This window comes from Phytobacter palmae, assembly GCF_039409775.1.
GTDB lineage: Bacteria > Pseudomonadota > Gammaproteobacteria > Enterobacterales > Enterobacteriaceae > Phytobacter > Phytobacter palmae.
In genome coordinates this window covers 205,175-226,345 of sequence record NZ_JBCIVJ010000005.1, presented here as the reverse complement: position 1 = coordinate 226,345, position 21,171 = coordinate 205,175, and the positions used below count along the sequence as shown (strand labels likewise).

Here is a 21,171-nt window from a genome sequence, read left to right as displayed (position 1 = left end):
CGGGATTGTTTATCGATTATTTTGTGTGTTCTGTACTGACCCCTGGTTGCGTTTGGACGCGTCCGGCACCAGACGATAAAAGGTTTCGCCTGGTTTGGTCATCGTTAATTCGTTACGAGCGCGTTCCTCAATCGCTTCCTGGCCGCCATTGAGATCGTCAATTTCAGCAAAGAGTTGATCGTTGCGCGCTTTTAATTTTGCGTTGGTCGCCTGCTGTGCGCTCACATCTTCACTGACACGGCTATAGTCGTGAAGACCATTTTTGCCAAACCACAGCGAATACTGTAGCCAGACCAGCAAAGCCAGCAATAGCAGCGTTAGTTTACCCATCCTGCCCCCTGAAAAACGGCATCATCATCCCATAACTTTTTCTCAGACTCCACACCGGGGCCGGGTGATAACGAGTCACCGCGACAGAATGTAACATATTTGCGTACCTTTCCGTAGGGTTGTGCCCGGACACATTGTCTTAATGTGAGTTACGGTTTGAAGTATGGACGGCTTTAGCCCATCAACCACATAAACAACGCTCCAAACATGGCCACAACCGTGAGCGCAGTGAGGATGATGCTATAGAGCAATTTGCCATTGACGATAGAATGCAGGGCAATACCCACCACAACCGAGACGGGCATCAGCGCAAGGAAGAAAGGCCAGGTGTAGAGGAAGAAGAACAGCGTGTTAGGACCGTAAATCAGAAAAGGGGTAGCCAGCGCCAACAGCCATGCGACAAAGCCCACTGCGGCCCCAGGCAGGGACCAGGTGGTTTCGTCGCTGGTCGTTATGTTATCCGACCTTGAGATGGTGATGTTCTGACTATTACGCATATCTGATCCCATTAACTGACGGCCGACGGAACAGGATACGCCCCACATTCTGCGTATCCACGGCACTGTCTCAGGATCTGATCATATCGTCCCGTCTCATGAGGTCTAATAATTGGCTCACCAAATTTGTTACCAATTGTTCACCTTCAAGGTGAACTTCGGGTGATTCGGGCGCTTCGTAAACGGCGTCAATGCCAGTGAAGTTGCGTAACTCTCCCGCGCGGGCTTTTTTATAGAGCCCCTTAGGATCGCGTGCTTCGCAAATCGCCAGCGGCGTATCCACGAAAACCTCAATAAAGCGCCCCTCCCCCACGCGTTCACGCACCATCTGGCGCTCAGCACGGTGCGGGGAGATAAACGCCGTCAGCACCACAAGACCGGCATCCGCCATCAGGCTGGCAACTTCCCCAACCCGACGAATGTTCTCTTTGCGGTCTTCATCGCTAAACCCCAAATCACTACACAGACCGTGACGCACATTGTCACCATCGAGCAGGTAAGTACTGACCCCCTGCTGATGTAATGCCTCTTCCAGCGCCCCCGCTACCGTTGATTTACCGGAACCAGACAACCCGGTAAACCACAGCACAACCCCACGGTGACCGTGGAGTTGTTCACGCTGCGCTACGGTCACCGGATGAGGATGCCAGACGACGTTCTCATCATGTGCGGCCATTATTTACCTCCCAGCAAATCACGCGCGCCCCAGTGAGGGAAATGCTTACGGATAAGCTGATTCAGCTCCAGCTCAAAGGCGCTGAACTGTGACGGTACAGACGTCTCCTGTTGATGCACTTCACGCACCATGCCAGCGCCCACGGTCACATTACTCAGGCGATCGATAAAGATAACACCGCCAGTCACCGGGTTTTGCTGATACGCATCGAGGGTCAGCGGCTCATCAAAGGTCAAATCGACCAGACCAATACCGTTTAATGGCAGCGTATCCACCTGACGCTGGGTGAGATTGTTAATATCTACCTGGTACTGAATGGCATCAATGCGGGCACGGGTCTTTTTACCAGCCACTTTGATGTCGTAGCTCTGGCCTGCCGTCAGCGGCTGTTCAGCCATCCACACCACGTCGAGGGAGGCGCTCTGCACCGCAGGCACACTCTCCTGCGCATCCAGAATCAGATCGCCACGGCTGATGTCGATCTCATCTTTAAGCACCAGGGTAATCGCTTCACCCGCGTGGGCTTCCTGGAGGTCGCCATCAAAAGTCACAATGCGCGCAACAGTGGATTCCACGCCAGATGGCAGTGCTTTGATGCGCTGGCCTACTTTCACGCTGCCTGAGGCCAGCGTACCGGAAAAACCGCGGAAATCGAGATTCGGGCGATTAACGTACTGCACCGGGAAACGCATCGGCTGGGTATCCACAACGCGCTGAATTTCCACGGTCTCCAGGACTTCCAGTAGCGTCGGGCCGCTGTACCACGGAATGTTGGCGCTCTGACTGGCGACGTTATCCCCTTCCAGCGCGGAGAGCGGCACAAAGCGAATGTCCAGATTGCCCGGCAGCTGTTCTGCGAAAGTCAGGTACTCCTGACGGATGTTCTCAAAGGTCTCTTCGCTAAAGCCGACCAGATCCATTTTATTGACCGCCACCACCAGATGTTTAATACCCAGCAGGGTGGAAATAAAGCTGTGACGACGCGTCTGATCCAGCACGCCCTTACGGGCATCAATCAGCAGGATAGCGAGGTCACAGGTTGACGCACCGGTGGCCATATTACGCGTGTACTGTTCATGGCCGGGGGTATCGGCAATGATAAATTTGCGCTTCTCTGTTGAGAAGTAACGGTAGGCCACATCAATGGTGATGCCCTGCTCACGCTCAGCCTGCAGGCCATCAACCAACAGCGCCAGGTCGAGTTTCTCACCCTGCGTGCCATGACGTTTGCTGTCATTGTGCAGTGTAGAGAGCTGATCTTCATAAATCTGGCGCGTGTCATGCAACAGGCGGCCAATCAGGGTGCTTTTACCGTCATCGACGCTGCCGCAGGTCAGAAAACGCAGCAGACTTTTGTGTTGCTGTGCGTGCAGATACGCTTCGACGCCGCCTTCGTTGGCAATTTGTTGGGCGATAGTGGTATTCATGGCGGCTCCTTAGAAGTATCCCTGACGTTTTTTCAGCTCCATGGAGCCTGCCTGGTCGCGGTCAATCACGCGGCCCTGACGTTCACTGGTGGTGGAAACCAGCATCTCTTCGATAATTTCCGGCAGCGTCTGCGCTTCGGACTCCACAGCGCCGGTCAGCGGCCAGCAGCCAAGGGTACGGAAGCGCACCATCCGCTGTTCGATCACTTCGCCAGGTTGCAGGTCGATACGATCATCGTCGATCATCATCAGCATGCCATCGCGCTCCAGCACCGGGCGCTCTGCGGCCAGGTACAACGGAACAATTTCGATATTTTCCAGGTAGATATACTGCCAGATATCCAGCTCGGTCCAGTTCGAGAGCGGGAACACGCGAATGCTCTCGCCTTTGTTAATCTGACCGTTGTAGTTGTGCCACAGCTCAGGACGCTGATTCTTCGGGTCCCAGCGGTGGAAGCGATCGCGAAAAGAGTAGATTCGCTCTTTGGCGCGGGACTTCTCTTCATCACGGCGAGCGCCGCCGAAGGCCGCATCAAAGCCATATTTATTCAGAGCCTGCTTAAGCCCCTCGGTTTTCATGATATCGGTATGCTTAGCGCTGCCGTGGACGAATGGGTTAATGCCCATCGCTACCCCTTCCGGGTTCTTGTGCACCAGCAATTCACAGCCATACGCTTTCGCAGTGCGGTCACGGAACTCATACATCTCACGGAATTTCCAGCCAGTGTCCACATGCAACAGCGGGAACGGCAGCGTGCCCGGGTAGAAGGCTTTACGCGCCAGATGCAGCATCACGCTGGAGTCTTTGCCGATGGAATACATCATCACCGGATTGGAGAATTCGGCGGCTACCTCGCGAATGATATGGATGCTTTCGGCTTCCAGTTGTCGCAGGTGAGTGAGTCGTTTTTGATCCATAACCGTTCCTTTTAAGGCCTGGTGCAACAGGCGTTATTGTTGCAGCCAGTTTGGTCCCGGCCTGCGCACTGCAACCGGAGCGTACAAAAGTACGTGAGGATTGCGAGCACAGCCAGAGGCCAAAATGGCAAATAAAATAGCCTGTTGTGTCAGGACTAAGCCAGATTCACCACAGAAGCGTCAAACGCTTCCGGGCCTGTCGTGTGTTGAAACCAGGCGAGTTCATGATGCAGTTGTACCACCTCGCCCACCACCAGCAGAGCGGGCATTGGCGCATCTTTCGCCAGTTCCTCAAGTTGTTGTAATGTGCCGGTTCTGACCTGCTGGTCAGCCCGCGTGCCGCGAGAAATCACCGCGACAGGTGTGTTTGCCTCTCGCCCGTGAGCAATGAGTTGCTCGCCGATTTCTGCCGCTTTCATCGTGCCCATATAGATAGCCAGCGTCTGGCGGCTTTGCGCCAGTTGCGACCAGTCAAACGGTGCGCTGTCGGCTTTGTAATGTCCGGTAACAAAGGTGGCACTTTGCGCGTAATCACGGTGCGTCAGCGGAATACCTGCGTAAGCCGTCGCGCCGGATGCTGCCGTCACGCCCGGCACCACCTGGAAGGGAATACCTGCCGCCGCAGCCGCCTGCAATTCTTCACCACCGCGACCAAAAATAAACGGGTCGCCGCCTTTTAAACGCACTACGGTTTTGCCCGCCTGTGCCGCCTCAACCAGCAAGCGATTGGTGTCATGCTGGGCCACAAGGTGCGAACCTGCGCGTTTACCGACGCTGATCAATTGTGCATCACGGCGAACAAGTTCCAGCACACTGTCAGTCACCAGATGATCGTAAAACACCACATCAGCCTGCTGGATAACCTGCAAACCACGCAGCGTTAACAACCCGGCATCGCCAGGCCCGGCGCCAACCAGGATAATTTCGCCGGTACTGCTTCCCGGTTTAGCGAGTTCATCTGCCAGCACCTGTTCCGCGGCCTGCTCTTTGCCCGCGGCCATCAGACTGGCAAAACGGCCACGAAAGGCGCTCTCCCAGAAACGACGACGTTCATCGGTGGTTTTTCGAAAGGCTTTAATGCGCGTGCGCCAGCGTCCGGCCACCTCGGCCATGCGGCCTAAGTTCGCGGGCAACAGCGCCTCGATTTTTTCGCGCAGCAATCGCGCAAGTACCGGTGCGTTACCGCCGGAAGAGATAGCCACCAGCAGCGGCGAGCGGTCGACAATCGACGGGAAGATAAATGAGCACAGCGGCTGGTCATCGACCACGTTCACGAGACGATGGCGGGCATTTGCGGCGTCAAAAACACGACGGTTGACTTCCGCGTCATCCGTTGCCGCAATTACCAGAAAGACACTGTCGAGCTGCGCTTCATCAAACGCATCAGCCAGCAGATGAATCTTTTGCTCATCCACCAGCTCTTGTAGTGATGGTTCAAGATGTTTTGTTACCACCAGTACGCGTGCCCCTGCGCGCCGTAAAAAGGCAATCTTACGGGCAGCAACGTCGCCACCACCGACAACCAGCACGGGACGGTCTTTGACGTCAGCAAATAAAGGCAGGTAATCCACAGGGCAACAACTCATTAGCAACCAGTAATAGTGGGACTATAGGGGGGAGCTTAGAGCGAATGAAATTACGAATTGGAATGAGTAGTTCCGCAAAGGAATAACGCGATAAAAAAACAAATGCCAAAAAGTGCTTAACTGCCCTATTTTTGCAGAGTTAAGAACAAATGAAATTGTGCAAAGCGGGTCACAGTTTCATACTAAGCGCGTTAAAATTTTTGTCGTAAAAGGACTCTCTATGCTTTCCGCATTGCGCCACCGTACCGCTGCCCTGGCGCTCGGCGTATGCTTTATTTTTTCTGCTCAGGCACGAGCACCTCATCCCGGTGAATTTGCAAGCAATCAGGCGCGCCATATCGCCACCTATTTTCCCGGCCGAATGACCGGCACACCTGCCGAAATGCTCGCAGCGGATTACCTTCGCCAGCAGTTTTCGCAGATGGGTTATCAGAGTGACATCCGCAAATTCAACAGCCGCTACAGCTGGACTACCCGCGATAATCAGCAAAACTGGCAGAACGTCACCGGCAGTACCGTTATTGCCGCCCATGAGGGCAAGCGCCCACAGCAGATCATTATTATGGCGCATCTGGATACCTACGCGCCGCGTAGCGATGCGGATACCAATAATAATCTGGGCGGTCTGACACTGCAGGGCATCGACGATAACGCCTCAGGGCTGGGGGTGATGCTGGAGCTCGCGGATCAACTGAAATCGGTGCCGACGGAATACGGTATTCGCTTTGTGGCAACCAGCGGTGAAGAGCAAGGCAGCATTGGCGCCGGGAACTTCCTTAAACGCATGAACGATCGCGAGAAGAAACACACATTACTGGTGATTAATCTCGATAACCTTATCGTCGGCGATAATCTCTATTTCAATAGCGGCAAAAAAACGCCCTCTTCGGTGCGCAAGCTCACCCGTGACAGGGCACTGGCTATCGCACGCACTCTGGGTATCAGCGCGACCACCAATCCAGGCCTCGACCCTGCCTATCCTCAGGGAACGGGCTGTTGCAATGATGCAGAAGTCTTCGATAACGCCGGTATTCCGGTGTTATCCGTTGAGGCCACCAACTGGAGTTTGGGGAAAAAGAATGGTTATCAGCAACGTGCAAAATCGAAATCCTTCCCGGACGGCGTAAGCTGGCATGATATTAAGCTTGATAACGTCCAGCATATCGATCAGGCTCTGCCGGGGCGTATTGACCGCCGTAGCCGCGACGTGGTGCGTATTATGCTGCCGTTAGTAAAAGAGCTGGCAAAGGCGGGGAAAAAGTAAATCTGCCGTTTGTAAAAACAGAAAAAGGGAGCATCGGCTCCCTTTTTGTTATTTTTTGATACCCATCGCTGCGTTCAGTTGCTTTATTGCTTACAGCCTGCATCCTGTTGCTCCTTCGGGTAGCTCTCAAGCTGCTTTCTGCCTTCCGTTAACTGGGTTTTCAGCATCTCCACCTGGGCTTTTGTCTCTTCATGTTTAGACGCTTCCTTAATGAAGCTGTCCATTTCAGTGAAGTATTGTTTGCAGATTTCGGTTTCCGCATAAGACGCGGAACAGATACCCATTGACAGTGCCGCCAGCGCCATCTTTTTTATCGTAATATCAGTGAATTATTGAATTAACGCCATCCCAAATGGCGCCAATACGGTAACAGCATGGTGCTGGAACCGGACAGGATGCTGTGGGGAGGGAAGCCCCGCTGGCGCGGGGAATACTCTAAATGCAACTGATTGAATTTAAATATAAATTTCCACACCTAAAATTCCACCCGTTTTTCCGTATTGTTTAAGAAGCGTAATAGTTTGATTTTAATGGTAAAAAAATATAACGCTGTGTGCAAAATCTCATTTCACCAGCACAATCTCATACTCGCTACAATTAAAAACGCCCGGTGGTTAGCCGGGCGCTTTCGATGTAATAACGAACAACTCACAGTCAGCCTTCGTGCAGGCCGCACTCGCGTTTCAGACCGAAGAAGCGGGTGTCCTCTTCTGCCATACCGGGTTCCCATTTACGGGTGGTGTGCGTATCGCCCACGGACAGATACCCCTCATCCCACAGCGGATGATATTTCAGACCGTGTTTTTGCAGATACTGATACACCGTGCGATTATCCCAGTCGATGATCGGCAGCACTTTGAATACTCCGCGCTGGATATCCAGCACAGGCAGATTGGCTCGGCTACTGGACTGCTCACGACGCAGGCCGGCGAACCACGTCTGAGCGTTCAGTTCTTTCAGCGCCCGGTTCATCGGCTCAACTTTGTTAATGTCGTTGTACTTTTCAATACCCTCAACGCCCTGTTCCCACAGCTTGCCGTAGCGCGCCTCCTGCCAGGCCGGGCTTTGCAGCGCACGGTAAATCTGCAGATTCAGGCCGAGCTTCTCGGTCAGCTCATCAATGAACTGATAGGTTTCCGGGAACAGGTAACCCGTGTCCGTCAGGATAACCGGTATGTTCGGGCGCACCTGATTCACCAGATGCAGACTCACCGCTGCCTGGATACCAAAACTGGACGACAACACATACTCACCTGGCAGGTTCTCCAGCGCCCAGGCCACGCGTTCTTCTGCGGTTTGCGCTTCCAGTTGGGCGTTAGTCTCCGCCAGTGCCTGCGTGCGGTCGTCTTTCGACAAAGCATTCAGAGCAGATAGATCGAGTACGGACATAGGTTCCTCACTTATGAATTTCCCCTCACCCTGCCCCTCGCTCCAGGGGAGCGCGGGAACGGCCTGAGGTCAAATTAACTTAATCCCAGAGATCGCGCGCCGGATCGAGCACCGGACGGATAATACCCGCACGGATGGTGAAATCACCGAAACCTTCACCCGCTTCGCGCTCTTTCGCCCAGCGTCCTACCAGCTCATCCAGCGAAGCAATGATTTCTGGCTCGGTAATGTTCTCTTTGTACATCCTCGGGATACGTGTACCGATGCGGTTACCGCCCAGATGCAGGTTGTAGCGGCCAGGCGCTTTACCCACCAGGCCCACTTCCGCCAGCATCGCGCGGCCACAGCCGTTCGGGCAACCCGTCACGCGCGTCACGATATGCTCATCGCTCATGCCATGCTTCGCCATCACCTCTTCCACTTTATCGATAAACGACGGCATGAAACGCTCTGCTTCGGCCATCGCCAGCGGACAGGTCGGGAACGACACGCAGGCCATCGAGTTTTCACGCTGCGGCGTCACGGCATCCATCAGGCCGCTCTGGCGCGCGATTTTTTCGATTTTCGCTTTCTGGCTATCCGGCACGCCGGCAATGATCAGATTCTGGTTTGCCGTAATACGGAACTCGCCTTTATGGATCTTCGCGATCTCCAGCAGGCCAGTTTTCAACGGACGTCCCGGGTAATCGAGGATACGACCATTTTCAATAAACAGCGTCAGATGCCATTTATTGTCGATCCCTTTCACCCAGCCAATGCGATCGCCGCGCCCGGTGAATTCATACGGACGGATCGGTTCGAACTTAATACCTGCGCGACGCTCAACTTCCGCTTTGAAGGTCTCAACGCCAACACGTTCCAGCGTATATTTGGTCTTCGCGTTTTTACGGTCTGTACGGTTACCCCAGTCGCGCTGGGTTGTGACCACCGCTTCAGCAACGGCCAGCGTATGTTCAACCGGCAGATAGCCAAACTCGCTCGCCGTGCGGGCATAGGTTTTCTTATTACCGTGTTCAATGGACAGACCGCCGCCCACCAGCAGGTTAAAGCCCACCAGCTTGCCGTTTTCCGCGACCGCGACAAAGTTCATGTCGTTGGCGTGCAGATCAATGTCGTTCTGCGGCGGGATAACGACCGTGGTTTTGAATTTACGCGGCAGATAAGTCTGACCGAGGATCGGCTCTTCGTCAGTGGTCGCCACTTTTTCCTGATCGAGCCAGATCTCTGCGTAAGCGCGGGTGCGCGGCAGCAGATGTTCAGAAATCTTTTTCGCCCACTCGTAGGCCTCAGCGTGCAGTTCTGACTCGTACGGGTTGGAGGTACACAACACGTTACGGTTCATGTCGTTAGCAGTCGCCAGTGCGTCCAGGCCAACGGAGTGCAGCATCTGGTGAACTGGCTTGACGTTCTTTTTCAGAATACCGTGGAACTGGAAGGTCTGACGGTTGGTCAGGCGGATGCTGCCGTAAATCGTGTTTTCACCGGCAAATTTATCAATCGCCTGCCACTGTTTCGTCGTGATCACCCCGCCCGGCAGGCGGCAACGCAGCAGCATTGCATGGCGCGGCTCCAGTTTCTGGGCCGCACGCTCAGCGCGAATATCGCGATCATCCTGCTGGTACATGCCGTGGAAGCGGATCAGCAGGAAATTGTCGCCTTTAAAGCCGCCGGTCAGACCGTCGTTCAAATCTTCCGCAATGGTCCCGCGCAGGTAGTTGCTTTCCAGCTTCATGCGCTCGGCGTCTGTCAGTTTTCCCTCGACCACCAGTGGGCCTGGATGTTTTTCACTCATTAGTAGACATCTCGCTGATAACGGCGCTCTACGCGCAGCTCACTTAAATATTCGTCCGCCGCTTCGGCGTCCATCGCGCCAAATTCGGCAATCACGTCCAGTAAAGCCTGCTCAACGTCCTTCGCCATGCGATTCGCGTCGCCACAGACATAAATGTGCGCACCGTCATTAATCCAGCGCCACAGTTCCGCGCCTTGCTGACGCAGTTTGTCTTGTACGTATACTTTTTCTTTCTGATCACGAGACCAGGCCAGGTCAATACGGTTCAGTACGCCCTCTTTGACGTAACGCTGCCACTCAACCTGGTAGAGGAAATCTTCCGTAAAGTGCGGATTGCCAAAGAACAGCCAGTTCTTACCTTCCGCCCCTTCTGCCGCACGCTGTTGCATAAAGGCGCGGAACGGTGCAATACCGGTACCCGGCCCAATCATGATGACCGGCGTTTCCGGGTTGGCTGGCAGACGGAAGTTGTCGTTATGTTCGATGAACACACGCACTTCACCCTCTTCTTCCACGCGATCGGCGAGGAAGCTCGACGCCCCACCCGCGCGCGCGCGGCCTTCGATGTCATAACGCACCACACCAACGGTGACATGCACTTCGGTTTCTACTTCTGCCTGTGAAGAGGCAATAGAGTAGAGGCGCGGCGTCAGCGGACGCAGCAGGCCAATCAGCGCAGTGGCATCCAGCTGTGCCGGAGAAAAACGCACCATATCCACGATCGGCGTGGTCGCCGCGTAGTGCTGTAATTTGGCTTTATCGCCCACCAGCGGCAGCAGTGATTCACTGCGGGTCAGGGTGGCGTAGTTTTCCACGATATTGCTGGTATTGACCGTCAGTTCGAAATGCCACTGCAGCGCTTCGGACAGCGGCAGGGTTTTGCCCTCTACGCTGACAGGTTCATCGCCTTTAAGCCACAGCAGTTCTACCAGTTCTTTCACCAGCGCAGGATCGTTCTGATACCACACCCCCAGCGCATCGCCCGGCTGATAGCGCAGGCCGGAATCACCCAGATCGATTTCGATATGACGCACATCTTTTTCTGAATCGCGGCCAGTGATTTTTTGATTCACTGAGAGGGTCGCGGTCAACGGTTCTTCTTTAGTATAAGGGCTGGAGAAAACTTCATTCACCGCACCGGTTGCCGTCACAGCGGCCTGGGCTGGGGTCTCTTTCGGTACCCGCGCTTTCAGCACCTCAACCACGCGCGCACGCCACTCAGCGGCGGCGGCCTGGAACTCAACGTCTGCATCGACGCGATCAAGCAGACGCTCAGCGCCCAGTTCAGCCAGTTTGCTATCAAAATCTTTGCCTGCCTGGCAGAAAAACTCATAAGAGGTGTCGCCAAGCCCCAGCACGGCGAAGGCGGTACCATCAAGCTTCGGCGCTTTTTTCGAGAACAGGAATTTATGTAACGCAACGGCCTCTTCCGGTGGTTCACCTTCCCCTTGCGTAGAGGCAACAACTATCAGCAGCTTTTCGTTGGCGATTTGTTTGAATTTATAGTCGCCCGCGCTCACCAGTTTGACGTTGAGTTTCGCCGCCAGCAGATCGTCACGCAGTGCTTCCGCAACGCGGCGGGCATTACCGGTTTGCGAAGCGGAGAGCAGCGTAATGGTCGGGGCTTCGGCCACCGCAGGCGCTGCGGTTGCAACTGCCGCACCGGGTTGCTGATTCAGCACGCCCCAAAAATAGCCGGAAACCCAGGCAAGCTGGGTGGGTGTTAAATCGGTTGTGACCGCCTGAAGGCGTGCCAGTTGCTCCGGGTTCAGCGGAAGCAAAGCGGAAGGTGGGACCTGAGTCGTCATGCGTCGTTATGTTCCAGTAAGCAAAAGCTGCTTATACGCCCTGTCAGCGCCATAAAAGCAGAAAAGAAAGTAAGGTTAACGGCGGGGATAATAACAATTAAAGAAAGGTTGGAAATAATAAATAACCAAAAGAACTAACCTGTTTTATTCATAGTTTATAACAGTAAAACAGGTTAATTAACCAATTGATTTATATAGTAAAAAAAAGAAGCATCGGCCAGGGCGCAGCGGTTAATCGCTTTTGCCGATTTTAGTTAATGATAAAAAAGGTCATATCAGCTACCATGCCGCGGTTTTTTCAGCCAGTCAGAGAGTTCAGTATGTCCACCACGTTATTTAAAGATTTCATGTTTGAAGCCGCTCACCGTTTGCCACATGTTCCAGCCGGGCATAAATGCGGTCGCCTTCATGGCCACTCATTTATGGTGCGTCTGGAGATCACCGGCGAGGTGGATCCGCATACGGGCTGGATCATGGATTTTGCTGAACTTAAGGCAGCGTTCAAACCGACCTATGATCGTCTGGATCACTACTATCTTAACGATATCCCGGGCCTTGAAAACCCGACCAGCGAAGTACTGGCAAAGTGGATTTGGGAGCAGTTGAAGCCCGTCGTTCCGCTGCTGAGCGCCGTGATGATTAAAGAGACCTGCACCGCAGGGTGTATCTACCGCGGTGAGTAGTTTTCCGCTGTAGTGCCATCAGCGTGCCTGGATGTGCCAATTTTGTGGCGCTGCGTAAGTCCCCCCCTGCAGCTTTGTCCCCTTGTCGCTAAACGGGCAAAAAAACGCCCGGCGATAAGACCGGGCGTTCAGGCAATGCACATATTGCTGGCGCGATAGCACTGCAGTAGACGAATCAGGCAATGTTCAGATATTTGTGCGTCTGCATCGACAACCGCCAGTTGCGGGCGATACAGGTTTCGATACACAACCGCGTGGCATCGTCTTTTTGGCTGATAGGCTGGAGCGCAATGACCCGGTGTTTGTCATCAGTCAGCTGCGTCAGCAGTTCATCAAGCGCCTCAATGTCTCGGGTACGCCCAACCGGGTGTTTGATCTCATCCGCTCGTTCCAGCGCCTGCTGAAGGATGTCATAGCCCCCGCGCATATTCACCTTTGGTGACACAGTCACCCATGTCGCGTGAGACGTGCGCACTTCATGGGTGCCGCTGGTCTCAATCTGGCAACTGAACCCCTGTTTTTCCAGAAGATGAGTCAACGGAATTAAATCATGAATACAGGGCTCACCGCCGGTTATCACTACATGGCGTGCAGTCCAGCCCTGACGCTCAATAATAGCCAGCAGATCTTCACTGCTCGCCGCGCCCCATTTATCGCTCTCTTTAGTCTTGGCCAGAATGCTGTAGAGGGAGACTTCCCGATCTTCAAGCTTATCCCATGTATGTTTGGTGTCGCACCAGGCACAACCAACCGGGCATCCCTGTAAACGAATAAAAATAGCGGGAACGCCGGTAAAATAACCCTCGCCTTGCAAGGTCTGGAACATCTCATTAATCGGGTACTGCATAATCAACTCTACCAGGGAATAAACATTAATTATTGCAGATTTCGCTCTTAAGGGCGAGTTGCAGTAGAGGCAAATGTTGCGTGGTTGTCATCGAAATAAAGCGAAAAATGGCTAATCCATAGCAGACTTAGCATTATCTTATTTGTAATTAATTATTTCATAAATACTCATCAATATAAGAAAAGCAATAAATCAAAACCCTAAAACAAAGATTAAAAATATAGTTTTTTCAGTGTGTTATAAATATTTATTTTTTTAATGAATTTATTTTTATGTTTACCTGTCCAATTAAACTTATTCCGCATTTAAAGCTTAAAATTACCTTAAGAAATCGATTTATTCCCGCGTCTCTTATTTAAGCATTGTTTAATTTTCGCTGAATACAATCCGCGAATTAACAACAATGAGCATGCGATCATGAAAACTCTACTGATCACCGGCGTCACCGGATTCCTCGGTGGTGCAGTGTTTGAGAAAATACTTAATGATGATAGTCAAATCAACTACTTACTTTTAGTCAGGGCAGCGGATAGCCAGGCTGGCGTTGAGCGCGTAAAAGAGAATATGCGTAAATTCAACATCAGCGAATCCATTCTCTCCCGCCTGACCTGCGCGCATATCATCATCGGTGATCTGGGCACGCCGGAGCAGTTTCTGGACGACCCTCGTCTGGACAGCGTCACCCATGTGCTGAACTGCGCAGCCGTCGCCTCTTTTGGCAACAACCCGCTTATCTGGAAAGTTAACGTGGAAGGTACGCTGGCCTTTGCCGGACGTATGGCAAAAGTACAGGGGTTGCAGCGTTTCCTGCATGTCGGTACGGCTATGTCGTGTGCGCCAGAAGCCGATTCGCTGGTCTATGAAAGCCAGGAATTTAAAGAAAATGCCGAACATCTGGTGGAGTATACCCACTCCAAATCCACCATCGAACACCTGATGCGCAAAACCTATCCGAACCTGCCGCTGGTTATTGCACGTCCGTCTATCGTAGTGGGTCATACGCATTACGGTTGTCAGCCCTCCAGCAGTATCTTCTGGGTGTTCAGCATGGCGCTAATGCTGCAAAAATTCATGTGCTCACTGGAAGACCGAATTGACGTGGTGCCGGTGGACTATTGTGCCGACGCACTGATTATGATGCTGAAAAGCGACATCCCGGCGGGTGAGGTTATTCATATTTCCGCAGGCGAAGAGAACAGCGTGAAATTTTCCGATATAGATGCCGCGATGGCTTCTGCGCTGGAAACCGTACCGGTTAAAGATGTCTATACGCAGGTCAGCTACGAGACGCTGGTGAAGATGCGTCGCGAGTTGAAAAACATCTTTGGGCCTTGCAACGAGCGCCTGATGCTCAAAGCGATGCGTTTGTACGGTGCGTTCGCCATGCTGAACGTTCGCTTTAGCAACGACAAGCTCATAGAGTTGGGTATGCCGAAGCCACCGCGCTTTACTGATTATATTGCCCAGTGCGTACAGACCACCCGCGGGCTTTCCATTCCGCAGCAAATGGCCGTCGATTTTAAATAACGGTTATCGCAGATAAAAAAATGCCAGCCCGAGGGCTGGCATTTTCATTTCAGAGAAAGAGAGGCTTATGCCTGACCTTTGATCTCTTTACGACCGTTGTACGGAGCTTGTTCGCCCAGAGCTTCTTCGATACGAATCAGCTGGTTGTATTTAGCAACGCGGTCAGAACGGCTCATAGAACCCGTTTTGATCTGGCCAGCAGCGGTACCAACAGCCAGATCAGCGATGGTAGCGTCTTCAGTTTCGCCAGAACGGTGAGAGATGACAGCGGTGTAGCCAGCGTCTTTCGCCATTTTGATCGCAGCCAGAGTTTCGGTCAGAGAGCCGATCTGGTTGAATTTGATCAGGATGGAGTTAACGATGCCTTTTTCGATGCCTTCTTTCAGGATTTTGGTGTTAGTTACGAACAGGTCATCACCAACCAGCTGGATTTTGTCGCCCAGAACTTTGGTCTGGTAAGCGAAGCCAGTCCAGTCAGACTCGTCCAGACCATCTTCGATGGACACGATCGGGTACTGTTTGGTCAGATCTTCCAGGAAGTGAGTGAACTCTTCGGAGGTGAATGCTTTGTTACCTTCGCCAGCCAGAACGTATTTACCGTCTTTGTAGAATTCAGACGCTGCACAGTCCATCGCCAGAGTGATGTCTTTGCCCAGCTCGTAGCCCGCAGCTTTAACAGCTTCTGCGATAACAGCCAGTGCTTCAGCATTGGAACCCAGGTTCGGCGCATAGCCGCCTTCGTCACCAACAGCAGTGTTCATACCTTTGGATTTCAGAACTTTAGCCAGGTTGTGGAACACTTCTGAACCCATACGTACCGCTTCTTTCAGGGATTTTGCGCCAACTGGCTGAATCATGAATTCCTGAATGTCTACGTTGTTGTCAGCGTGCTCGCCACCGTTGATGATGTTCATCATCGGAACCGGCATAGAGTATTTGCCCGGGGTGCCGTTCAGTTCAGCGATGTGTGCGTACAGCGGCAGACCTTTAGAAGCCGCAGCAGCTTTAGCAGTCGCCAGAGAAACAGCCAGGATTGCGTTAGCACCGAAGTTAGATTTGTTTTCAGTACCGTCCAGGTCGATCATGATCTTGTCAATGCCAGCCTGATCTTTGGCATCTTTGCCCAGGATTGCCTGAGCAATCGGGCCGTTAACCGCGCCAACCGCTTTCAGTACGCCTTTACCCATGAAACGAGATTTGTCGCCATCACGCAGTTCCAGCGCTTCGCGGGAACCCGTAGAAGCACCTGACGGAGCAGCTGCCAGGCCAACGAAACCACCTTCCAGGTGTACTTCGGCTTCAACAGTCGGGTTACCACGGGAGTCGATGATTTCACGACCGATGACTTTAACGATTTTGGACATTAGGATTTCCTCAGTACAAGTTAAACTAAAACTCCAGACAAACAATGCACCCATTTGGGTGCACTGCCGTTCTAACTCTTACTTCGCCTGGCGCTTCTGATACTCACTGGCGGCTTTCACAAAGCCAGCAAACAGTGGGTGTCCATCACGCGGCGTAGAAGTAAATTCCGGGTGGAACTGACAAGCGACAAACCACGGATGATTTGGCACCTCGATGATCTCGACCAACTGATCATCGCCGGAACGGCCTGCAACACGCAGACCCGCAGCTTCAATTTGTTTCAACAGCAGATTGTTAACTTCATAGCGATGGCGATGGCGTTCGACAATGGTCGGCTCGCCATACAGTTGACGGACCAGGCTGTCGTCGCCAAGCTGGCACTGCTGTGCGCCGAGGCGCATGGTGCCACCGAGATCGCTCTTTTCCGAACGTACTTCAATCTTGCCTTCTTCATCACGCCATTCGGTAATGAGCGCCACAACCGGGTACTTACAGTCTGGCACAAATTCCGTCGAGTTGGCGTTCTCCATTCCAGCGACGTTGCGAGCATACTCGATCAGCGCAACCTGCATCCCCAGGCAAATGCCCAGATAAGGAATATTGTTTTCACGCGCGTAGCGTGCAGTGGCGATCTTACCTTCCACACCGCGATAACCGAAACCACCAGGGATCAGGATAGCGTCCAGACCTTTCAGAATTTCGACACCACGTGTTTCAACATCTTGCGAATCGATCAATTTGATGTTGACGGTGACACGATTTTTAAGGCCACCGTGTTTCAGCGCTTCGATAACTGACTTATAGGCATCCGGCAGTTCAATATACTTGCCGACCATACCGATGGTCACTTCATCTACCGGGTTCGCCTGCTGATAAATGACCTGTTCCCATTCGGCCAGATTTGCTTCCGGGCAGTTCAAGCTGAATCGTTTACAAATATAATCGTCCAGCCCCTGCGATTTCAACAGGCCCGGAATTTTATAAATGGAATCGACATCTTTAAGGGAGATAACAGCCTTTTCCGGAACATTACAGAACAAAGCAATCTTTGCACGCTCGTTTGCCGGCACGGCACGATCGGAACGACAGATCAGGATGTCAGGCTGGATACCGATAGAAAGCAGCTCTTTTACGGAGTGCTGCGTCGGCTTGGTTTTCACCTCACCTGAAGCGGCCATATACGGCACCAGCGTCAGGTGCATATACAGGGTGCGTTCGCGGCCCACTTCAACGGCCATTTGGCGAATCGCTTCGAGGAACGGCAGCGATTCGATATCGCCTACGGTACCGCCGATTTCGACCAGCACGACATCATGGCCTTCGCCGCCTTCAATGATGCGCTCTTTGATAGCATTGGTGATGTGCGGAATAACCTGTACGGTTGCGCCCAGGTAGTCACCACGGCGCTCTTTGCGCAGCACTTCGGAATAGATACGGCCAGTCGTGAAGTTGTTACGGCGAGTCATCTTGGTGCGGATGAAACGCTCATAGTGGCCCAGGTCCAGATCGGTTTCAGCGCCGTCTTCAGTAACGAACACTTCCCCGTGTTGGATTGGGCTCATGGTACCCGGATCGACGTTGATATACGGATCCAGTTTCATCATGGTCACATTGAGGCCACGGGCTTCAAGAATGGCTGCGAGGGAGGCTGCGGCAATGCCTTTACCCAGAGAGGATACGACCCCGCCGGTCACAAAAATATAGTTCGTTGTCATGCTGAACCTGAGAAGTTAGGGTGAAACGATGGAATAACCAGGACGGGAAAGTAGTATACCTGAACAGGGCGTGCCTCACAAACTTTCATTCTCACCCCTTATCCCTAACCTCACCTGTAATAAGGAGTGAGAAAATAGCCACTTTTAGCAAAATGATTTTGACGTAAATCAAGCGCTTGTTATTTAAAAAATCATACAAATCGCGCTTGAATGCACAATATCTTTAGATATCAGTTTCCTGGCGTTTTACCTGCTGCCAGACCTCTTCCATCGCCTCCAGGTCGATTCCGCTCATTTCCAGCCCCCGGGCGGCAACGATACGCTCAACTTCGCGAAAACGACGCTCGAATTTAAGATTCGCTTTTTGCAACGCAACTTCTGCTTTTACGCCCAAATGACGCGAAAGGTTGACCGTTGCGAACAGCAAATCGCCCATCTCTTCTTCCAGTTTCGCCTCATCCACGACAGCCTGTTTCGCTTCATCCATCACTTCGTCAATTTCTTCATAAACTTTGTCCAGCACCGGCCCCAGAGAGGTCCAGTCAAAGCCTACGGTTGAGCATCGTTTCTGGATTTTATGGGCGCGCATTAAAGCCGGGAGGCTATGAGGAATGTCATCCAACGCGGAATGTTGCGATTTTTCAGCACGTTCAGCGCTTTTAATCTGCTCCCAGCGGGCCAGCACTTCACTGCTGTTTTCAGCATGCGCATCACCAAAAATATGCGGATGGCGGCGCTCCAGCTTGTCGCTGATAGCAGCGCAGATATCATCGAAATTGAACAGATTTTGTTCCTGGGCCATCTGTGCGTAAAAGACCACCTGAAACAGTAAATCGCCTAATTCGCCGCGTAAATCATCAAAATCTTCGCGGGAAATAGCATCCAGCACTTCGTAAGTCTCTTCCAGGGTATAGGGTGCGATAGTGGCGAAGGTCTGTTCTTTATCCCACGGACAGCCCTTTTCCGGGTCGCGCAGACGTTGCATGATGCCCAGCAGGCGGGTGATTTGAGTCATAGTTCTGTCCTGATGAAAAAAATGCCGGGCTATGGCTTCGCCTTGCCCGGCCAGAAGAAGGGTGTATTTAGCCGCCGTGCAATCGACGCGCGTCGATCACATCCGGCACCTGGTTCAGTTTGCCAAGCACACGGCCCAGCACCTGCAGGTTATAGATTTCGATATTCATATCGATAGTGGCCAGTTGCTCTTTGGTATCGCTGCGGCTGGCCACCCCCAGAACGTTAACTTTTTCGTTGGCAAGAATGGTCGTGATATCGCGCAACAATCCGCTGCGGTCGTTGGCGGTCACGCGCACCACCAGCGAGTAACCGGCCGAGTAGCTTTCCCCCCACACCGCATCAACGATACGCTCAGGCGCGTGGGTGCGCAGCTCTTCCAGTTGGTCGCAGTCTGCCCGGTGAATAGAAATCCCACGGCCCTGGGTGATAAAACCAACAATGTCATCGCCGGGGATGGGCTGGCAGCAGCGCGCAATGTGATGCATCAGGTTACCGACCCCTTCCACCACCACACGGCCATTATCTTTGCTGCGATTTTGCGGCGCGTAGGTCTTCTGCTGCAACTGTTTCAGTGCCGCGGCATCCTGCTCTTCCGCACTCGGCTTGTTGAACTGCGACTGCAGGAAGTTGACCATCTGGTTGAGGCGTATATCACCGCCGCCAATCGCCGCCAGCAGCTCTTCCAGGTCATTAAAGTTGTAACGCGGCAGCAGCTGTTTTTCCGCCTCTTTCAGGCTGATGCCGAGATGCGCCAGCTCGTCGTCAAGGATCTGACGCCCAGCCAGGATGTTTTTATCCCGATCCTGCTTACGGAACCAGGCGTGGATTTTCGAACGGCCACGGCTGGTAGTGACGTACCCCAGGTTCGGATTGAGCCAGTCACGGCTTGGGTTCGGCTGCTTCTGGGTGATGATTTCAATCTGGTCACCCATCTGCAACTGGTAGGTGAACGGCACGATACGTCCGCTGATTTTCGCCCCGATGCAACGGTGCCCCACATCGCTGTGAATATGGTAAGCGAAATCAAGCGGCGTAGAACCCGCAGGTAAATCCACCACATCGCCTTTCGGTGTAAATACATAGACCCGGTCGTCGAACACCTGGCTGCGTACCTCATCGAGCATTTCGCCCGAATCGGCCATCTCTTCCTGCCAGGCAATCAGTTTACGCAGCCACGCAATACGGTCTTCATAACCACGCCCACCGCTGTTGGTTCCAGCCGTTGCGCCCTCTTTGTACTTCCAGTGCGCAGCCACGCCCAGCTCGGCGTCTTCGTGCATCTGCCGGGTACGAATCTGGATTTCTACGGTTTTACCTCCCGGCCCCAGCACTACCGTGTGGATAGACTGGTAGCCGTTCGGTTTCGGGTTCGCGACATAGTCATCGAACTCATCCGGCAGGTGGCGATAATGGGTATGGACGATACCGAGCGCGGCATAGCAATCTTGCAAACGTTCGGCAACGATGCGCACCGCCCGAACATCAAACAGCTCATCGAAAGCGAGATGCTTCTTCTGCATCTTGCGCCAGATGCTGTAGATATGCTTAGGACGGCCATAAACCTCGGCTTTTACGCCCTCTTCTTTCATCTCTGAACGCAGGTGACCAACAAACTCTTCAATGTAGTGTTCGCGGTCAATACGGCGCTCATGCAGCAATTTGGCGATGCGTTTGTATTCCGCCGGATGCAGATAGCGGAAGCAGTAATCTTCCAGCTCCCATTTGAGCTGGCCTATCCCTAAACGGTTCGCCAGCGGGGCGTAGATGTTCGTACACTCTTTCGCCGCCAGAACGCGTTCGTCTTCTGGCGCCTCTTTCACTTCTCGCAGATGGGCAATTCGCTCGGCAATTTTGATGACGACACAGCGGAAATCGTCCACCATCGCCAGCAGCATACGCCGCACGTTATCGACCTGCTCAGAGGAGACGGAATCGGTATGCGTGGCTTTTAATTGCCGAATAGCCGCCATATCCCGCACGCCGTGGATAAGCTCGACAATCGATTTACCGACGCTTTCGCGCAGGGTATCTTCACTGACGACATCGGCATCTGCCAGCGGGAACAGCAGCGCCGCCCGCAGCGTATCGAGATCCATACTCAGCATGGAGAGGATTTCCACCATCTCAACACCGCGCCATAACAGCAGATCGGCGTGAGGATGTCCCTGTGTTTGTCGCAGACAATATTCCCAGGTTTCGGCTAAGCGTTCACACGACGGCTGGCTGGAGATACCCAGACTGGCGATCCACTTCTTAGGATCGAATTCACCCGCTTTGTTTAAATGCGCACTTCTTACCGCAACCATTGTCCTCTCCTTTAAGGGACCGAG

18 protein-coding genes are annotated in these 21,171 nt (G+C 53.0%); 3 read left to right on the top strand and 15 right to left on the bottom strand.

The features are described from left to right. Nucleotides 1-9: 9 nt before the first annotated feature. The 6 genes from ftsB to cysG all read right to left on the bottom strand — a co-directional run bounded on the left by ftsB (nt 10) and on the right by cysG (nt 5,419). Complete coding sequence (ftsB, locus tag AAIG39_RS08950; RefSeq protein ID WP_090088200.1) at nt 10-330, bottom strand: cell division protein FtsB; 321 nt, start codon at nt 328-330, stop codon at nt 10-12. Between the two features lie 173 nt (nt 331-503). Continuing rightward, complete coding sequence (locus AAIG39_RS08945) at nt 504-827, bottom strand: DUF3561 family protein (protein WP_090088370.1); 324 nt, start codon at nt 825-827, stop codon at nt 504-506. Between the two features lie 70 nt (nt 828-897). Then, nucleotides 898-1,503 carry an adenylyl-sulfate kinase gene (gene cysC, locus AAIG39_RS08940; RefSeq protein ID WP_090088198.1) on the bottom strand — a complete coding sequence of 202 codons (606 nt, stop codon included), beginning with the start codon at nt 1,501-1,503 and terminating at the stop codon, nt 898-900. Next, nucleotides 1,503-2,930, bottom strand: a complete 1,428-nt coding sequence (cysN, locus tag AAIG39_RS08935) for a sulfate adenylyltransferase subunit CysN (protein WP_090088196.1) — start codon at nt 2,928-2,930, stop codon at nt 1,503-1,505. Before cysN ends, cysC begins: the two co-directional genes overlap by 1 nt. Before the next feature lie 9 nt (nt 2,931-2,939). Next, entirely contained in the window at nt 2,940-3,848 is a 909-nt protein-coding gene (cysD, locus tag AAIG39_RS08930; protein ID WP_039077690.1) for a sulfate adenylyltransferase subunit CysD, read from the bottom strand. A 155-nt stretch (nt 3,849-4,003) separates the two neighbouring features. Beyond that, nucleotides 4,004-5,419: a siroheme synthase CysG gene (gene cysG, locus AAIG39_RS08925; protein ID WP_425503291.1), complete on the bottom strand. Its 1,416-nt coding sequence runs from the start codon at nt 5,417-5,419 to the stop codon at nt 4,004-4,006. A gap of 235 nt (nt 5,420-5,654) precedes the next feature. Here cysG and AAIG39_RS08920 point away from each other — a divergent pair, with 235 nt between their 5' ends. Beyond that, nucleotides 5,655-6,698 (top strand): aminopeptidase, encoded by a 1,044-nt coding sequence (locus AAIG39_RS08920; protein ID WP_343193656.1) that lies wholly within the window; start codon nt 5,655-5,657, stop codon nt 6,696-6,698. 83 nt (nt 6,699-6,781) lie between these two features. Here the strand turns inward: AAIG39_RS08920 and AAIG39_RS08915 are convergent, their stop codons facing one another. From AAIG39_RS08915 to cysJ, 4 genes are all read right to left on the bottom strand, one after another. After that, on the bottom strand, nt 6,782-7,003 hold the full coding sequence (locus AAIG39_RS08915) for a DUF5339 domain-containing protein (protein ID WP_343193655.1): 222 nt from the start codon (nt 7,001-7,003) through the stop codon (nt 6,782-6,784). A gap of 349 nt (nt 7,004-7,352) precedes the next feature. Beyond that, complete coding sequence (gene cysH, locus AAIG39_RS08910; protein WP_343193654.1) at nt 7,353-8,087, bottom strand: phosphoadenosine phosphosulfate reductase; 735 nt, start codon at nt 8,085-8,087, stop codon at nt 7,353-7,355. Nucleotides 8,088-8,166: 79 nt separating this feature from the next. Continuing rightward, nucleotides 8,167-9,879, bottom strand: a complete 1,713-nt coding sequence (cysI, locus tag AAIG39_RS08905; protein ID WP_343193653.1) for an assimilatory sulfite reductase (NADPH) hemoprotein subunit — start codon at nt 9,877-9,879, stop codon at nt 8,167-8,169. Further along, nucleotides 9,879-11,687: an NADPH-dependent assimilatory sulfite reductase flavoprotein subunit gene (cysJ, locus tag AAIG39_RS08900; RefSeq protein ID WP_343193652.1), complete on the bottom strand. Its 1,809-nt coding sequence runs from the start codon at nt 11,685-11,687 to the stop codon at nt 9,879-9,881. Before cysJ ends, cysI begins: the two co-directional genes overlap by 1 nt. Before the next feature lie 320 nt (nt 11,688-12,007). Here cysJ and queD point away from each other — a divergent pair, with 320 nt between their 5' ends. Then, entirely contained in the window at nt 12,008-12,370 is a 363-nt protein-coding gene (gene queD / locus AAIG39_RS08895) for a 6-carboxytetrahydropterin synthase QueD (protein WP_090088185.1), read from the top strand. 175 nt (nt 12,371-12,545) lie between these two features. Here the strand turns inward: queD and queE are convergent, their stop codons facing one another. After that, complete coding sequence (gene queE, locus AAIG39_RS08890; RefSeq protein WP_039077698.1) at nt 12,546-13,217, bottom strand: 7-carboxy-7-deazaguanine synthase QueE; 672 nt, start codon at nt 13,215-13,217, stop codon at nt 12,546-12,548. A gap of 417 nt (nt 13,218-13,634) precedes the next feature. Here queE and AAIG39_RS08885 point away from each other — a divergent pair, with 417 nt between their 5' ends. Beyond that, a complete protein-coding gene (locus AAIG39_RS08885; protein WP_343193651.1) occupies nt 13,635-14,744 on the top strand; it encodes an SDR family oxidoreductase in 1,110 nt (369 codons plus the stop codon). 65 nt (nt 14,745-14,809) lie between these two features. Here the strand turns inward: AAIG39_RS08885 and eno are convergent, their stop codons facing one another. From eno to relA, 4 genes are all read right to left on the bottom strand, one after another. Then, a complete protein-coding gene (gene eno / locus AAIG39_RS08880) occupies nt 14,810-16,108 on the bottom strand; it encodes a phosphopyruvate hydratase (RefSeq protein ID WP_061497448.1) in 1,299 nt (432 codons plus the stop codon). Nucleotides 16,109-16,186: 78 nt separating this feature from the next. Further along, nucleotides 16,187-17,824, bottom strand: coding sequence for a glutamine hydrolyzing CTP synthase (pyrG, locus tag AAIG39_RS08875; RefSeq protein ID WP_090088181.1), 1,638 nt, complete (start codon nt 17,822-17,824; stop codon nt 16,187-16,189). A gap of 223 nt (nt 17,825-18,047) precedes the next feature. Beyond that, nucleotides 18,048-18,839, bottom strand: coding sequence for a nucleoside triphosphate pyrophosphohydrolase (mazG, locus tag AAIG39_RS08870; protein ID WP_090088180.1), 792 nt, complete (start codon nt 18,837-18,839; stop codon nt 18,048-18,050). A gap of 67 nt (nt 18,840-18,906) precedes the next feature. Beyond that, entirely contained in the window at nt 18,907-21,147 is a 2,241-nt protein-coding gene (relA, locus tag AAIG39_RS08865) for a GTP diphosphokinase (RefSeq protein WP_090088178.1), read from the bottom strand. Between the last annotated feature and the right edge of the window lie 24 nt (nt 21,148-21,171).

Bases quoted from the DNA above. Each gene is read 5' to 3' on its own strand.
- ftsB (WP_090088200.1), bottom strand. From the start codon at position 330: ATGGGTAAACTAACGCTGCTATTGCTGGCTTTGCTGGTCTGGCTACAG.
- AAIG39_RS08945 (WP_090088370.1), bottom strand. From the start codon at position 827: ATGCGTAATAGTCAGAACATCACCATCTCAAGGTCGGATAACATAACG.
- cysC (WP_090088198.1), bottom strand. From the start codon at position 1,503: ATGGCCGCACATGATGAGAACGTCGTCTGGCATCCTCATCCGGTGACC.
- cysN (WP_090088196.1), bottom strand. From the start codon at position 2,930: ATGAATACCACTATCGCCCAACAAATTGCCAACGAAGGCGGCGTCGAA.
- cysD (WP_039077690.1), bottom strand. From the start codon at position 3,848: ATGGATCAAAAACGACTCACTCACCTGCGACAACTGGAAGCCGAAAGC.
- AAIG39_RS08920 (WP_343193656.1), top strand. From the start codon at position 5,655: ATGCTTTCCGCATTGCGCCACCGTACCGCTGCCCTGGCGCTCGGCGTA.
- AAIG39_RS08915 (WP_343193655.1), bottom strand. From the start codon at position 7,003: ATGGCGCTGGCGGCACTGTCAATGGGTATCTGTTCCGCGTCTTATGCG.
- cysH (WP_343193654.1), bottom strand. From the start codon at position 8,087: ATGTCCGTACTCGATCTATCTGCTCTGAATGCTTTGTCGAAAGACGAC.
- cysI (WP_343193653.1), bottom strand. From the start codon at position 9,879: ATGAGTGAAAAACATCCAGGCCCACTGGTGGTCGAGGGAAAACTGACA.
- cysJ (WP_343193652.1), bottom strand. From the start codon at position 11,687: ATGACGACTCAGGTCCCACCTTCCGCTTTGCTTCCGCTGAACCCGGAG.
- queD (WP_090088185.1), top strand. From the start codon at position 12,008: ATGTCCACCACGTTATTTAAAGATTTCATGTTTGAAGCCGCTCACCGT.
- queE (WP_039077698.1), bottom strand. From the start codon at position 13,217: ATGCAGTACCCGATTAATGAGATGTTCCAGACCTTGCAAGGCGAGGGT.
- AAIG39_RS08885 (WP_343193651.1), top strand. From the start codon at position 13,635: ATGAAAACTCTACTGATCACCGGCGTCACCGGATTCCTCGGTGGTGCA.
- eno (WP_061497448.1), bottom strand. From the start codon at position 16,108: ATGTCCAAAATCGTTAAAGTCATCGGTCGTGAAATCATCGACTCCCGT.
- pyrG (WP_090088181.1), bottom strand. From the start codon at position 17,824: ATGACAACGAACTATATTTTTGTGACCGGCGGGGTCGTATCCTCTCTG.
- mazG (WP_090088180.1), bottom strand. From the start codon at position 18,839: ATGACTCAAATCACCCGCCTGCTGGGCATCATGCAACGTCTGCGCGAC.
- relA (WP_090088178.1), bottom strand. From the start codon at position 21,147: ATGGTTGCGGTAAGAAGTGCGCATTTAAACAAAGCGGGTGAATTCGAT.